The 13,912-nt window shown below is 53.3% G+C and carries 12 protein-coding genes; 1 reads left to right on the top strand and 11 read right to left on the bottom strand.

Annotation, left to right across the window (positions count from 1 at the left end; all coding sequences use genetic code 11):
- Window positions 1-247 precede the first annotated feature (247 nt).
- From A3GO_RS0114180 to A3GO_RS0114130, 11 genes are all read right to left on the bottom strand, one after another.
- Window positions 248-955 (bottom strand): ABC transporter ATP-binding protein, encoded by a 708-nt coding sequence (locus A3GO_RS0114180; protein WP_029133951.1) that lies wholly within the window; start codon window positions 953-955, stop codon window positions 248-250.
- Window positions 948-1,736 (bottom strand): ABC transporter ATP-binding protein, encoded by a 789-nt coding sequence (locus A3GO_RS0114175; protein WP_029133950.1) that lies wholly within the window; start codon window positions 1,734-1,736, stop codon window positions 948-950. The genes A3GO_RS0114180 and A3GO_RS0114175 overlap by 8 nt, the downstream gene beginning before the upstream one ends.
- A complete protein-coding gene (locus A3GO_RS0114170) occupies window positions 1,733-2,965 on the bottom strand; it encodes an ABC transporter permease subunit (RefSeq protein WP_029133949.1) in 1,233 nt (410 codons plus the stop codon). The genes A3GO_RS0114175 and A3GO_RS0114170 overlap by 4 nt, the downstream gene beginning before the upstream one ends.
- A gap of 8 nt (window positions 2,966-2,973) precedes the next feature.
- Window positions 2,974-3,876: a branched-chain amino acid ABC transporter permease gene (locus A3GO_RS0114165; RefSeq protein ID WP_029133948.1), complete on the bottom strand. Its 903-nt coding sequence runs from the start codon at window positions 3,874-3,876 to the stop codon at window positions 2,974-2,976.
- Window positions 3,877-3,942: 66 nt separating this feature from the next.
- Window positions 3,943-5,070 (bottom strand): branched-chain amino acid ABC transporter substrate-binding protein, encoded by a 1,128-nt coding sequence (locus tag A3GO_RS0114160; RefSeq protein WP_029133947.1) that lies wholly within the window; start codon window positions 5,068-5,070, stop codon window positions 3,943-3,945.
- 229 nt (window positions 5,071-5,299) lie between these two features.
- On the bottom strand, window positions 5,300-7,504 hold the full coding sequence (gene ppk1 / locus A3GO_RS23980; RefSeq protein WP_245621742.1) for a polyphosphate kinase 1: 2,205 nt from the start codon (window positions 7,502-7,504) through the stop codon (window positions 5,300-5,302).
- Between the two features lie 46 nt (window positions 7,505-7,550).
- Window positions 7,551-8,273, bottom strand: a complete 723-nt coding sequence (locus A3GO_RS23975) for a hypothetical protein (RefSeq protein WP_051302348.1) — start codon at window positions 8,271-8,273, stop codon at window positions 7,551-7,553.
- Between the two features lie 168 nt (window positions 8,274-8,441).
- Window positions 8,442-8,849, bottom strand: coding sequence for a chemotaxis protein CheX (locus tag A3GO_RS0114145; RefSeq protein ID WP_335340050.1), 408 nt, complete (start codon window positions 8,847-8,849; stop codon window positions 8,442-8,444).
- 319 nt (window positions 8,850-9,168) lie between these two features.
- Complete coding sequence (locus A3GO_RS0114140; protein ID WP_157606830.1) at window positions 9,169-9,594, bottom strand: PaaI family thioesterase; 426 nt, start codon at window positions 9,592-9,594, stop codon at window positions 9,169-9,171.
- Between the two features lie 81 nt (window positions 9,595-9,675).
- Complete coding sequence (locus A3GO_RS0114135) at window positions 9,676-11,463, bottom strand: acyl-CoA dehydrogenase C-terminal domain-containing protein (RefSeq protein WP_029133944.1); 1,788 nt, start codon at window positions 11,461-11,463, stop codon at window positions 9,676-9,678.
- 92 nt (window positions 11,464-11,555) lie between these two features.
- Window positions 11,556-13,184, bottom strand: a complete 1,629-nt coding sequence (locus tag A3GO_RS0114130; RefSeq protein WP_029133943.1) for an electron transfer flavoprotein-ubiquinone oxidoreductase — start codon at window positions 13,182-13,184, stop codon at window positions 11,556-11,558.
- Between the two features lie 416 nt (window positions 13,185-13,600).
- Between A3GO_RS0114130 and A3GO_RS0114125 the strand changes: the two genes are divergently transcribed.
- The coding region (locus tag A3GO_RS0114125; protein WP_029133942.1) for an electron transfer flavoprotein subunit beta/FixA family protein at window positions 13,601-13,912 on the top strand (312 nt) is incomplete at its 3' end.

The raw sequence follows: 13,912 nt of genomic DNA, 5'->3' as shown, positions 1-13,912 counted from the left end.
AAAGAGAATTATAGAGGGATGATAGGGTGAGACAAGCAGAATAGGGGTGGGGAGGCCCATGATCCGGTTTCTTATTGGCAAAGATCTTTTCCGTTCATTACCCGGTGGAGACACGAAAAAACTGATGGGCACGCCCCTCGCCTGCGTGTGAAGCGCGAGCGAGGTGCGGATGCTTTGCCCATCCTACCCCTGATTGTATGAGCTCGATAAACTGGTCTGAGGTGCTCAACCAGAACAGCGTTTCCGGCTATCCCCCTAGATAGGCTTTTTGCACGTCCTGGTTGGCCAGCAGTTTATCGGCATCATCACTGATGGTGATGCTGCCATTCTCAATCACATAACCCCGGTCGGCTATATGCAGTGCCTGGTTGGCATTCTGCTCCACCAGAAAAATGGTGGTGTTATTTTCATCATTGATCTTTTTGATAATTTCAAAAATCTGGCGGATGATCAATGGCGCCAATCCCATGGAGGGTTCATCGAGCAATAGCAGGTCGGGGCGTGCCATCAAGGCCCGCGACATGGCCAGCATCTGCTGCTCGCCACCGCTCAGATTGCCACCTGCCTGGTGTCGGCGCTCGTCCAGGATCGGGAAGAGTGAGAAGACGTAGTCAAGATCTTTTTGGATGCCTCTCTTGTCGGAACGGAGAAAGGCACCCATGTCCAGATTTTCCTGCACCGTGAGTTGCGGAAAGATATGCCGACCTTCAGGCACTTGACAGATTCCCATGGCGACAATCTTGTCCGGGGCTACATTGTGGATTGGTTCGCCCTTGTAAAGAACCTGACCATTACGCGGCGGCACAATGCCCGAAATCGACATCAGTGTTGTGCTCTTGCCGGCGCCATTAGCACCGATTAGGGTAATGATCTCACCCTCGCGAACCTCAAGATTGATCCCTTTCAGCGCCTGGATATTGCCGTAATAAGCGTCCACGTTACGTAATTCAAGCATCGAGATCTTCCCCCAGGTAGGCCTTGATCACCACCGGATTGGACTGGATCTCTTCCGGTGTTCCCTGGGCGATTTTCTCTCCATAATCCATCACGTAAATTCTGTTGGAAAGTGTCATTACCAGCTTCATGTCATGTTCAATCAGCAGGATTGAGTAACCCTGATCACGGAGCCGCAGAATGAGTTGCACCAGTTCCTGGGTTTCCTGGGGGTTCATCCCCGCCGCCGGTTCATCCAGCAGCAGGAGTGACGGATCAGTCGCCAGTGCGCGGGCAATCTCAAGGCGTCGCTGAGCGCCATAGGAGAGATTTCGCGCATAGTTGTCCACCTCGTCGGCCAGGCCGACAATTTCCAGGATTTCGTGGCTGCGCTCAATAATCGCCTGCTCCTCCTGACGATTTCCCGGAGTGCGAAGGATGGCTCCCAGAATGAACGAATGTGTGCGGCAGTGCCGTCCGATCATCACATTTTCCAACACCGTCATGCTTTGAAACAGACGAATGTTCTGGAAGGTTCGTGCCATGCCTTTTTCAGTGACTTTGTTCGGTTTTAGCCCATTGAGCCGGCTGGTTTTTCCCTGGAGAGTATGCAGTATTACGTCTCCTTCGGTCGGGTTGTAGATACCGGTCACGCAATTGAAAAAGGTGGTTTTGCCAGCACCGTTGGGACCAATCAGGGCGACGATCTCTCCGCGATTGACTTCCAGATCAAGCTGTTTGAGAGCCTGAATGCCCCCAAAATGCATCGAGAGTCCACTGACTTTAAGGATGGTGTTGTTCATTGGACATCACCCGACTTCTGTTTCTGATACTTATAGGTTCGCCGTACATTGGAGATGATACCCTGCGGTTTGAATATCATCATGACCACCAGAATGGCACCGAAGGCAAGCATCCGGTAATCGGAGAGTGCCCGCAGATATTCGGGCAGCAGGATCAGCACCAGCGCACCGACGATCACACCCAGAATCGAGCCCATTCCACCCAGTACCACGATAGAGAGGATGATCGCTGACTCCAGAAACGTAAAACTTGCGGGGTTTATGAAGGTGGTCTTAGCGGCAAAGATAACACCCATCATACCGGCCCAGGTTGCACCGAGGGCAAAGGCGGTCAGTTTGGTTTTGGTCTTGTCTATGCCCATAGCCTGGCAGGCGATCTCATCCTCGCGCAAGGCGATCCACGCCCGCCCAAGCCGGGAGTCCTGTAATCGGTTCACCACGAAGATAGTGACAATGACCAGTGCCACCATGATGTAGTAAATATAAAGAATGGCTGCCTCCAGCGACAGTTCAATACCGAACATGCCCGGGCGGGGTATGTTGGATATACCGCTTGGGCCCTGGGAGAATTCATTCCAGTTCTCCAGTATCAGGCGGATGATTTCGCCAAACCCAAGGGTCACAATGGCCAGATAATCTCCCCGTAAACGCAATACCGGAAAACCCAGTATGATTCCGAAGCTGGCCGCAAACAGGGCGCCAATGGGTAATGCCATCCAGAACCCGATACCGAAATGCGCATTCAACAGTGCGTAACTGTAGGCGCCAACGGCATAGAAGGCGACGAATCCCAGATCAAGCAGACCCGCCATGCCGACCACGATATTTAACCCCAGCCCCAATACCACATACATCAGGGCGGTTGTCATGATGTTGGTCTGGTAGGTATCGAACAGGTAAGGAAACACCAGTGCGAATACCGTCACTGCCCCTGCCAGTGGATAGAGATATCTTGGATTTTGCAGAATAACCTGTATCAGTGGTTCGCTCGTCGTCGTATCCGAGTCACTGGCGGAACGTCTTTCAAGGCGCTTTGTTTTCTGTGTATTAACAACCCGAATCAAAATGGAGAGAACAAAGCTGCCAATGGCCACGAAAAACATGTTTTCCCATCGCCAGATGATGGTCCGCTCGATGGGATTGGCCTTAATGACCAGGATCGGAAAGGTAAGGAATACAAACCAGAGCGATACCAAAAATGAACGTTTCAGTTCTTCAAATGAGATCATTTCCGTCCCTATACTTTCTGAATCTCAGCCTTACCCAGCAGGCCGGAAGGTTTGAATATCAGGATCAGAACCAGCAAAGAGAACGCGAACACATCCTCGTAGTCACTGGAGACATATCCGGTGGCGAAGCTTTCGGTCAGTCCAAGTATGACGCCACCCAGTACCGCACCGGGAATCGAGCCGATCCCGCCGAGCACAGCTGCGGTGAAGGCTTTGATGCCGGCGATGAACCCGATAAAAAAATTGATTTGACCGATATGGGATGCGATTAACAGCCCGCCGACCGCGGCGAGTGCTGAGCCGACAATGAATGTGGCCGATATTACCCGGTCGACATTAATGCCCACCAGCATCGCCATTTTGCGATCCTGTGAAGTGGCACGCATCGCCTTGCCGATACGGGTAAATTTGATCAGCAGGGTGAGTCCGACCATCATCAGGGTAGTGACCACCAGGATAACCATGTCGGAAGATCCCACAATGTGGACAAAAGGTTCCATGAAATCAAATTCCGGAATCAACTCGGGAAAGGGCTGAAAATCGGAAGTCTGGGCCAGCAGGACATAGTTTTGCAGGAAAATTGACATGCCGATTGCACTGATCAGCGGTGAGAGCCTGGGAGCATGTCGTAGTGGTTTATAGGCCAGTTTCTCAACAGTATAACCGTAGGCACTGGACCAGACGGCAGCCGCCAGACCTGCCAGCACAATAATTGCCAGCAGTGGAAAACCCAGGATCGATAATACGGTAGAGACAATAAATGCGGTAAATGCACCGATCATGTATATCTCGCCATGGGCAAAGTTAATCAGCCCGATGATGCCGTATACCATGGTATAACCCAATGCGATAAGCGCATATATCGCGCCTCTGGTCAGACCACTGAAAAGGAGTTCAATGAAGTATTCCATAAATAATACAAGGGGCCTGGATTCTGGGATGTGAATCCCGAAATCCAGGCCCCTATGTCCTCGGGTTTACTTTACTTCGACGTACTGACCGTTCTGCACCTGGTAGACTGCGAAGCCTACGCCAACCGCATCACCGCGTTCATCAAAGTGAATATTGCCAACAGTAGTGGCAACATCGTTGGCTTGAAGCGCGTTGGTAATAGCCGCCGTATCGGTTGAACCGGCTTTTTCTACGGCATTCAACAGTGCTGCAGCGGCTGCGTGCGCGCTATCAAAGAAGGCTCCGGGATCTTCGCCATAGGTCTTCTTGTGGGCCTCAATTGCAGCGGTATAGAGGGGGTTGCTGGAGTTGTCTTTGGCGCCGGTTGCGTAGACACCCTCGGCACTCTTGCCGGCTACCTTAATAAAGGTGTCATCTTTCACGCCATCACCCGAGATAAAGTCAATGTCGATGCGTTTCTTACGCATCTGGGTGACGATCTTTGATGCTTCGGGGTGATAGCCACCATAGATAACACCGTCGGCACCGGAGCGTTTTATCTTCTGCACCACCGCGGAGTAGTCAACCGCACCAGGGGTGACACCTTCGAACAGGACGACTTCAGCATTACCGGATTTTTCAATGAACTGTTTGGCAAACTCAGCCAGACCCTTGCCATAGTCGCCCTTGTCATGAATGACGGCAATCTTCTTCAGGTTGCGGTTATCCAGGGCAAAATCAACCTGGGTCTTGGCCTGGGCGTCATCGGATGCGATGGTGCGGAAAAAGTTTGGATAGTCACCGCTCTGGGTCAGTTCCGGATTGGTTGCAGAGGGAGACATGACTATGACTCCCGCATTCTTATAGATAGGCAGTGCCGCCTTGGTTGCGCCCGAGCAGATATGGCCCAGTACGACATGCACGCCACTGGAAACCAGCTTGGTTGCGGTATTGGTTGCAACTTCCGGTTTGCAAACATCATCTTCAACCAATAGTTCTACTTGTTTGCCATTGATTCCACCACGGGCATTAACATCGGCTACCACCAGTTTTGCCGCGTTGACAGTCGGTAGGCCATATGAGGCGAGGTCACCACTATGGGCGCCTGCAACGCCAAGCTTGATCGTATCATCTGCCGCTATCGCCATGGTCGGTATGGCCAGTGACAATCCCACTGTGGCAGCAAGTAACTTCTTCACAATGATCGATTTCATATCGCTGTATCCCCGGTTAGTTATTTTTCCAGTTGGATTTGGTGTGAGCATAAAAGCCCCCACTTAATTGGATAATACTACTGTCAGACGCTAAGAAATGAAACCACTAATACTCCGATAAACGCACCTTTTAAGCGGTTTCATTTGGATGGATTGTATGTCATGGATGACCCCCAGGCGTCTGGGGGATTCCGTGCTCCGCGGACCCCGTCAGGCAAGGCAGTTCAGGCTAGCGCAGATTTCTCCTGAGACGGCGTTTTTTCTTTCCCTTGACCACTTTGGTCGCCTGCTTGGATCGCTTTTCAGCAGACTGAATGAGCAGTTGCTGACAGCCAATAGCTTCTGCCTCGCTGGAGGGTTGGCGTTGCACAAAGCTGCCATCGGACTGCATCTCCCAGGCACTGCGTTGATCATTGATCTGGGTATCGAGGATAAAGCGGAGTTCATCACACAGTTTCTTGTCGGTTACCGGGGTAACCACTTCCACCCGCGACTCCAGGTTGCGCTTCATCGCATCGGCCGAACCGATGAAATACTCCTCCTCGCCACCATTGTGAAAATAGTATATCCGGGTATGCTCCAGAAACCGGCCGACGATACCAATAACCCGTGTGGTCTCGCTCAAGCCGGGTATGCCGGGCCTGAATCGGCATGTGTCACGAACAATCAGATCGATGCGCACACCATCCCGTGCCGCTTCATAGAGAGCTCGGGTGATATCGACATCTTCCAGTGCATTCATCTTGAACTGGATCAGCCCCGGTGTTTCACTGCTATGCAGTTTGCGCTCCCGTTTGATCTTCGCCAGCAGGGCGTACTTGAGCATCTTTGGTGAGGGCAGCAACTTGCGGTAACTGCGCTCCTGGGTGTACCCGGTGGTCAGATAGTTGAACAGTTCGGTAGCGTCCCGACCCAGTTCCTCATCGTTAGTCAGTATGCCGAGATCGGAATAGAGTCGCGCCGTGCCGGCATGGTAGTTGCCGGTGCCGATATGCAGATAGCGCTTGATGCCACTATAGTCGTTGCGTACCACCAGGATAATCTTTGAATGGGTTTTAAGTCCGACCACGCCATAGGTAACATGTATGCCGGCCTCTTCCATGCGGTTTGCCCAACGGATATTGGCCGCCTCATCAAAGCGCGCCTTCAGTTCGACTACTACCGCCACCTGCTTGCCGTTGCGGGCGGCACTGATCAGGTAATCGACCACCTTGGTGTCGCTCGAGGTTCTATACAGGGTCATCTTGATGGCGCGCACTTTGGGGTCGATGCTGGCTTCTTTCAGGAAGCGTTCTACCGAGGTGCCAAAAGACTCATAGGGATGCTGCAACAGCAGTGGCCCCCGTTCCCGAATGATATGAAAAATGTTTCGGGTATCGCCCAGTTCGGGGTGATCAATCGGTTTATGGGGAGGGTCACGCAGTTCCGGCACATCCAGTGAGGAGAGTTCGAACAGATCCCGCATGGCCGGCATGCTGATGATTTCGTAGACGTCACTCTCTTCATCCAGGAACAGTTCGGCGGCTAGCATGCCCCGGTGGACCGGTGTCATGTCTCGCTGCACCTGCAGACGTACAATCGGGGCAAAACGGCGTTCCCGCAGCTCTGACTCAATTAACGAGAGCAGGTCGTCGGCGTGCTCCTCACTGCGCTCGGTGTTGGCGTTCCGGGTAACCCGGAACACTTCGCATGAGAGTATCTCCATCTCCGGCAATAACATATCCAGATTGTTGGCGATGACATATTCCAGCGGAACGTAATGGCGCCGATCCTTGAGCTTGAGAAAGCGTGGGATTCCAGCTCCTACCGGCACCTTGATGCGGGTCAGGGAGGTCTTGTTGGAGTCTCCCGGGTAGCGCACCAGCACCAGCAGGTTCAGTGAAAGATTCGAGATGAACGGGAACGGGTGGGCCGGGTCGATGGATTGGGGGGTGACCAGTGGATAGATATTTTCGTAATAGTAGGTGCGTAGATCGCTTCTGTCTGTCTTGCTCAGTTCATCATAGCTGAGGATCGCAATGTCATGTTCTCTTAACATCGCGGTAACCGCCAGATAGTTTTCGCGCATCTGAACTTCAATATCCCGCACCACCAGGCTTGATTCGTCGATCTGTTGCTGGGGAGTCCGGCCATCCACCGTCAAAGTGGTAACGCCGGCGCCGACCTGCTGCTTCAGGCCACCCAGCCTTTTCATGAAAAACTCGTCCATATTGGCACTGACGATAGCGATGAATTTGAGCCGTTCCAGCAGCGGGGTGCGTTCATCCGCAGCTTCGTGCAATACCCGTTTGTTGAATTCCAGCCAGGTCAGCTCACGGTTGAGATAATATTCGCTGGCATCCAGATCCAGGTTGATCTCCGGGGTTTCGGCTTCAGCCACGGGTTTGACCGGCTTTGTTGATTCGGTATCCATTTTTTTTGCGGTATCTGACATCGTGATTTCCATGGGTGCGAATGGGCAGCTGCTTTCAATTTGCTACTTAACCAAAGTAGTGTCGCAATGTTTCAAGCGAGAGTCGATAGTGGTACTGGATCTGATCCAAAGTATAACGCTGTTCTGTTGCTACAGGACAACTCATGCGGGCCCGACAACGATCGGCACAGCTGGATTTGGGAGCTAGTCGGTAACTGGCGCATATCTCCATGCTAATTGTGGACGTTGCACTTAGTGCGCCGGCGGGGCAGACGGAAAGACAGGGTTTCTCAGCGCAGGTCTCACAGGGAGATGGTGGTGCCGGTTGCAATATTTCCGGTAACGGATCATTGGTTATTACCGCCACCCGATAGGCGTACCAGAGCCCCCATTGCGGATTGATACCGATACCGAGTGGTGATGGGGTATGCCATCCGGCGACTGTTCCAAATTGCTGCAGCGCTACCGGTGTTTCGCCGGGGTAGACAATCTGATAGTTATCCGGTGTCAGTACTTGCTGGGCAAAGCGGCAAGCGGCGGCACTACTGTGCTGATCAACTGGATCGGCTTGTAGCCACTGGGAGGGCGGTATGGATTCCCACAATGCCCGGCCACCATTGCCGATGAGGATAATACGCGTCTGGTCGGAAACCGGAAGGTTGAATTTAGTGAGAAGGGTTACCGCCTGATCAGGCAGCCGTTGGATATCCATAATGGCAAAAAGATTCAGCCCTTCGTTCTTGAGGTTTTCTATGCCAGGCCGGAGTTTCTGCGGCAGACTGTTTTCCACGAGATAGCTTCCTGTTTAAGGGTTGATCCGGGATGTGGGGCGGCGGCTGGTGTCAGGAAACAGCACCTTATGATACCGCTGCACAACAGTATACAACGACAGGATTGCAGGTATTTTAATCGATGCAGGGTAACTGGATTGGACAATTGTGCATAGAGCAGGTATTGATCAGCCTTCAAAGCAGATTTCAACGAAAAAATCACCATTCTCGGTGTGGAACGGGAGAATAATAGTCTGGCCACTGGTTTTATGGGTAATTGCGTGATTCTTTCCTGCCACGACTCCGGGAATCGCCAGATCAAAGTCATAGCCCATTTCGCTAAAAATACGCTTGGCACCACCGGTTACCATATTGGTGATCTCCCCCACCAGGTCGGTCACCGTATCATTTACTGATTCCGCTTTTTCGCCCAGCATATTTTCGGCGATCTGCAATATGACGGGTTCGGTAAATGAAATGGCGAGAGACCCTTTCATCTGTTTTCCCGTCAGACCGATCAGCCCACTGACGTCACCCAATGAGGTACGTTCCTTTTTAAGGTATGGCTTACCTGGTTTGGCATCAATGCGTGCCATGGTGGAGAGGACATCGAGAATGGCATTAAGGAATGGATTGACGAATTCCGCTTTCATGTTGCGGATTATATGTCAGCCAAAAATATAATGAAAAAAAAAGCCTGACAGGGGAAGTCAGGCTGAAGTTACCGTTTTAAAACCACCAAAGGAGGATGGGGATTTAGAAGGCACAGCAGGACTTGACACTACTACGATACTGCATTTGGCCAAGTCCCGCTGACCTGTGCCTATTGAAGCACACGGAAGGAGTATGCCACATTGATAATTATCAATCAATAAAATTATAATATACTCATATTCATGGGGCTTTATCGCTGAATTATTCGTCCTCGGAAGGGGGGATTGAATAGGTTCCGGTGGCGTGGGCCACCAGTTTTCCTGATGCCTCAGCCGTGATGGAGACCTCCATAATGGCCAGCCGCTTACCCAGCTTGATGATTTTCCCCTCGGCGAGGAGATCTGTCTGTTCCGGTTTGCGCAGAAAGTTGATGTTGAAGTTGGTGGTGACAGCCAGTTTTACCTGCCCAATCAGGCCCAGCACAACGGCATACATGCAGGCATCTGCCAGCATCATCATGTGGGGTCCGGAGATAGTGCCGCCCGGTCGGGTGCTGTTATGGTGATAGGGCAGGCGCATGATTGCCAGACCAGGCTCGATACGTTCAAGCCGCATCTCAAGGTCGCTGGCCCAGGACATTTCACTCTCCAGTATATGATTGAAATCCTGGCAGGTTATTTTTGGCATACGGCCTCCAGACGCTGGACGAAAATATTGTTGGGATGTTTGGTGTCGGTGGACTCACCAACCACACCGCTTCACTGTTGATCAGAACGCACTTTCATCAAGCGCCATCATCAGGTCGGAACCTGAACGAATGCTGATATTCAATCCCTGTATTTGGGGCAGCAGTCGACCCATGAAAAAACGTGCGGTTTTGATCTTGGTCTGGTAGAAACCGCTGTTGTCGTTATCCTGCTTGTTCTGCGCCACCTGAGCCATGCGTGCCCACAACCAGGCAAAGGTGGTCAGCGCGAATATACGCAGATAATCGGTAGCGGCAGCTCCGAGTTCATCTGGGTTTTTGTGACTCTCGGCAACCAGCCAGGCGGTCAGTTCCTGCAACAGGGTGTTGGCTTCGCGTAAGGGGTCGATAAATTCAGCCAGCGCTGCATCATCCCTGTTTTCAGCAATGTAGCTGTCCAGCAGGCTGAAGAAGCGTTTCGGTAATCTGCCGTCATTGATGAACAGCTTGCGACGCACCAAGTCCAGTGCCTGAATGCCGTTGGTGCCTTCGTAGATCTGGGCGATGCGGGCATCCCGTACAAACTGTTCCATACCCCACTCCTGGATATAGCCATGACCTCCATAGACCTGTTGGCAGAGGGTGGTGGTTTCGTAACCGTAGTCTGAGAAGAAGGCCTTGATAATCGGCGTAATCAAGGCGACATAGTCATCCGCCTCTTCACGTATTTGCGGATCCTGATGCCGATGCGCCAAGTCGATATTGATAGCGGTCCAGGTGGCCAGAGCACGGGCACCCTCATTGTAGGCGCGGGTAGTGAGCAGCATGCGGCGGATATCCGGGTGTACCAGCAGGGGGTCGGCGGCCTTGTCCGGGGCCTTGATGCCGGTCGCCGAACGGCTCTGAATACGCTCCTTGGCATACGCGACGGCATTCTGATAAGCCACTTCTCCCAGTCCCAACCCCTGCATGCCGATGGCCAGACGTTCGGAGTTCATCATGGTGAACATGCAGGCGAGGCCCTTGTTCTCCGGACCCACCAGAAACCCGGTAGCGCCGTCAAAGTTCATCACGCAGGTAGCGGAGGCCTTGATGCCCATCTTGTGCTCGATGGAACCACAGCTGACGCCGTTGTTTTCTCCCGGCTCATTATTCGCATCGGGTAGCCGTTTCGGCACCAGAAACAGGCTGATGCCGCGCACCCCTTCCGGGGCATCCGGCAGCCGGGCCAGCACCAGGTGGATGATATTGTCGGTCAGGTCATGTTCACCGCCGGTGATAAAGATCTTGGTGCCGCTGATCGCGTAGCTGCCATCGTCATTTGGTACTGCACGGGAGCGCACCAGGCCAAGATCGGTGCCGCAGTGCGGTTCGGTAAGGCACATGGTGCCGCTCCAGGTACCTTCCACCATCTTGGGCAAATACTGCTGTTTCAGTTCATCGTTGGCGTGATGGCTGAGGGCCGTGATGGCGCCCCGGGTCAGGCCGGGATAGAGGCTGAAGGAGACGTTGGCCGAGCAGAGCATCTCCTCCAGCATAAAGCTGATAGTTTCCGGCAGGCCCTGTCCGCCCAGTTCCGGATCGGCCGCCAGTGATGGCCAGCCGCCCTCGATAAAGGTCCGGTAGGCCTCTTTGAAGCCTTTCGGTGTGGTCACCTGGCCATCCTCGAAGCGACACCCCTCCTGGTCGCCGCTCTGGTTCAGCGGATGCAACAACTCCTCGCAGATCTTGCCCCCTTCTTCCAGAATCGCATCCACCAGGTCCGGGCTCACCTCATCGAAACCGGGGAGACTGCCTAGGGTCTCATCGGCCTCAAGCAGTTCATGGAATACAAACTGCAAGTCACGGATAGGGGCTTTGTAACTGGGCATGGATCGATACCTCTTGATAGGACTGGTTCAGTAGACGGCGGTGAATTCCGTGTGGCGCCCCACGTGGTGGCGCCACAAAGCACAGCCGTCAGTTACATGTTGGGGTAGTTGGGCCCGCCACCGCCCTCCGGTACGGTCCAGTTGATGTTCTGTGTCGGGTCCTTGATGTCGCAGGTCTTGCAGTGCACGCAGTTCTGGGCATTGATTTGCAGCTGAGGTTGTTGCCCCTCTTCCTGCAGAATCTCATACACGCCGGCGGGGCAGTAGCGCTGCTCCGGCGCATCATAGAGGGCCAGATTGACCTTGATCGGGACTTCCGGGTCCTTCAGCTTCAGATGGATCGGCTGATCCTCTTCATGGTTGGTATTGGATATGAATACCGAGGAGAGGCGGTCAAAAGTGATTTTGCCGTCCGGCTTCGGGTAGTCGATCCGTGGGTAATCCGCCGCCTTGCCAAGTTGTTCATGATCGGGATGATGGTGCAGCGTCCAGGGTGCCTTGCCGCGAAACAGGTAGGTCTCGAGGGCGGCATTGAACAGGCCGAACCAGAGCCCTTTGCTGAAGCCCGGGCGGATATTCCTCACTTGGTTCAGCTCTTCCCACAACCAGCTCTGGCGCAAGCGTTCAGGATAGGTCTTGATCTCTTTGTGACCCTCATCGCTGATCTGCTCAAAGATTGCTTCCGCGGCCACCATGGCGCTCTTCATTGCGGTGTGAGTGCCCTTGATCTTGGGCACGTTGAGAAAACCGGCGGTATCACCTACCAGTAGTCCACCCGGAAATGTGAGTTCTGGAATCGACTGCAGCCCGCCTTCCGAGAGGGCTCTGGCGCCATAGCTGACCCTGCGGCCGCCCTCGAACAGTGGCCGAATATCCGGATGGGTCTTGAATCGCTGGAACTCTTCAAACGGGCTGAGGTGCGGGTTTTTATAATCCAGGCCGACCACAAAACCGACCACCACCTGGTTCTCCGACAGGTGGTACAGGAATGAACCGCCATAGGTCTGACTGTCCAGGGGCCAGCCGATGCTGTGCATGATGGTGCCAGGTTTGACCTTCGCCGGATCGATCTCCCACAGCTCCTTGATTCCGATGCCGTAGGTCTGCGGATCCACACCCTCGCGCAGATTAAAGCGTTCCATCAACTCCTTGGTCAGTGAACCGCGGCAGCCCTCGGAGAAGATGGTCTGTTTGGCGTGCAGTTCAATGCCAGGCTCATAATTGTCGGTCTTTTCGCCGGAACGGCCAACGCCCATATCGCCGGTGGCAATACCACGCACTGCACCGTTTTCGTCATAGAGTACTTCGGCGGCGGCAAAACCGGGGAAGATCTCGATACCAAGCTGTTCCGCCTGTTCTGCCAGCCAACGGCAGAAGTTGCCGAGACTGATAATGTAGTTGCCCGCATTGTGCATCTGCGGCGGATTGGGCATGGAGATGGATTTTTTTTCTGTCAGGTAAACGAAGCGGTCCTCGCTGGCGGGGGTATCCAGCGGTGCGCCACGCTCTTTCCAGTCCGGTATCAGCTCATTTAGCGCCCGGGGTTCCAGGACGGCGCCAGAGAGGATATGGGCTCCCACCTCGGAACCTTTTTCCACGACGCAGATCGTCAATTCCTGCTCATTCTGGTTGGCCAATTGGGCCAGTCGAATGGCCGCGGAGAGGCCTGATGGGCCTGCGCCAACTATCACAACATCAAATTCCATCGCTTCGCGTTCCACAGCGACACCCCCTTTGGTGTTAGTTCCGGTTATTGTTTCCGGTAGTCTAAGGTAGCTAGGTTGACGTTTACGTAAACGTCATTATACTGAGTCAGGCAGACGGGTCAATTTCCTTCAATATCTGAGTCTGCTCCATTGGTCGCTGAAGTGTAGTGCACCCCGGCTTCCCGACCCGGTTCTGATCAGTGGCGTAGTTTACTATCTAACCTATAGATACGTAGACACCCTAAATGTAACCCAATAAAAAGTGACTTATGAGAACAGTTAAACTCGGGTTTTATTTGATTTCCACAAGAAAATAGGCAAAATAGTTCAGCTAGTATAATTCAAACAGGAAAAATAATTCATTTTTTGTTTTTCTGTGTGAATTAGAATATCCGTATTAGGGCGGCAGCCAAACCAATCGAAGGTGGTGTATGAAAGTACTGGTCGCAGTAAAGCGCGTTGTGGATTACAACGTAAAGGTCCGCGTGAAGGCGGATGAGACGGGGGTGGAGTTAGCCAACGTGAAGATGTCGATGAACCCGTTTGACGAGATCGCGGTGGAAGAGGCGGTACGGATCAAGGAAGCGGGGAAGGCGGAAGAGATTGTGGTGGTGTCGTTGGGTGCGAAGCAGTGCCAGGAGACGATCCGCAACGCGCTGGCGCTGGGAGCGGACCGGGGCGTGCTGGTGGAGAGTGAGGCGGAGCTGCAGCCGCTGGCGGTGGCGAAGTTGCTCAAGGCGGTG

The sequence above is a fragment of the Sedimenticola selenatireducens DSM 17993 genome, from assembly GCF_000428045.1.
GTDB lineage: Bacteria > Pseudomonadota > Gammaproteobacteria > Chromatiales > Chromatiaceae > Sedimenticola > Sedimenticola selenatireducens.
Note: the sequence above shows the minus strand (reverse complement) of the source record. Positions and strands in the feature narration are given on the sequence as shown.

Bases quoted from the DNA above. Each gene is read 5' to 3' on its own strand.
- ppk1 (WP_245621742.1), bottom strand. From the start codon at position 7,504: ATGTCAGATACCGCAAAAAAAATGGATACCGAATCAACAAAGCCGGTC.
- A3GO_RS0114160 (WP_029133947.1), bottom strand. From the start codon at position 5,070: ATGAAATCGATCATTGTGAAGAAGTTACTTGCTGCCACAGTGGGATTG.
- A3GO_RS0114165 (WP_029133948.1), bottom strand. From the start codon at position 3,876: ATGGAATACTTCATTGAACTCCTTTTCAGTGGTCTGACCAGAGGCGCG.
- A3GO_RS0114170 (WP_029133949.1), bottom strand. From the start codon at position 2,965: ATGATCTCATTTGAAGAACTGAAACGTTCATTTTTGGTATCGCTCTGG.
- A3GO_RS0114145 (WP_335340050.1), bottom strand. From the start codon at position 8,849: ATGGCACGCATTGATGCCAAACCAGGTAAGCCATACCTTAAAAAGGAA.
- A3GO_RS0114135 (WP_029133944.1), bottom strand. From the start codon at position 11,463: ATGCCCAGTTACAAAGCCCCTATCCGTGACTTGCAGTTTGTATTCCAT.
- A3GO_RS0114175 (WP_029133950.1), bottom strand. From the start codon at position 1,736: ATGAACAACACCATCCTTAAAGTCAGTGGACTCTCGATGCATTTTGGG.
- A3GO_RS0114140 (WP_157606830.1), bottom strand. From the start codon at position 9,594: ATGCCAAAAATAACCTGCCAGGATTTCAATCATATACTGGAGAGTGAA.
- A3GO_RS0114180 (WP_029133951.1), bottom strand. From the start codon at position 955: ATGCTTGAATTACGTAACGTGGACGCTTATTACGGCAATATCCAGGCG.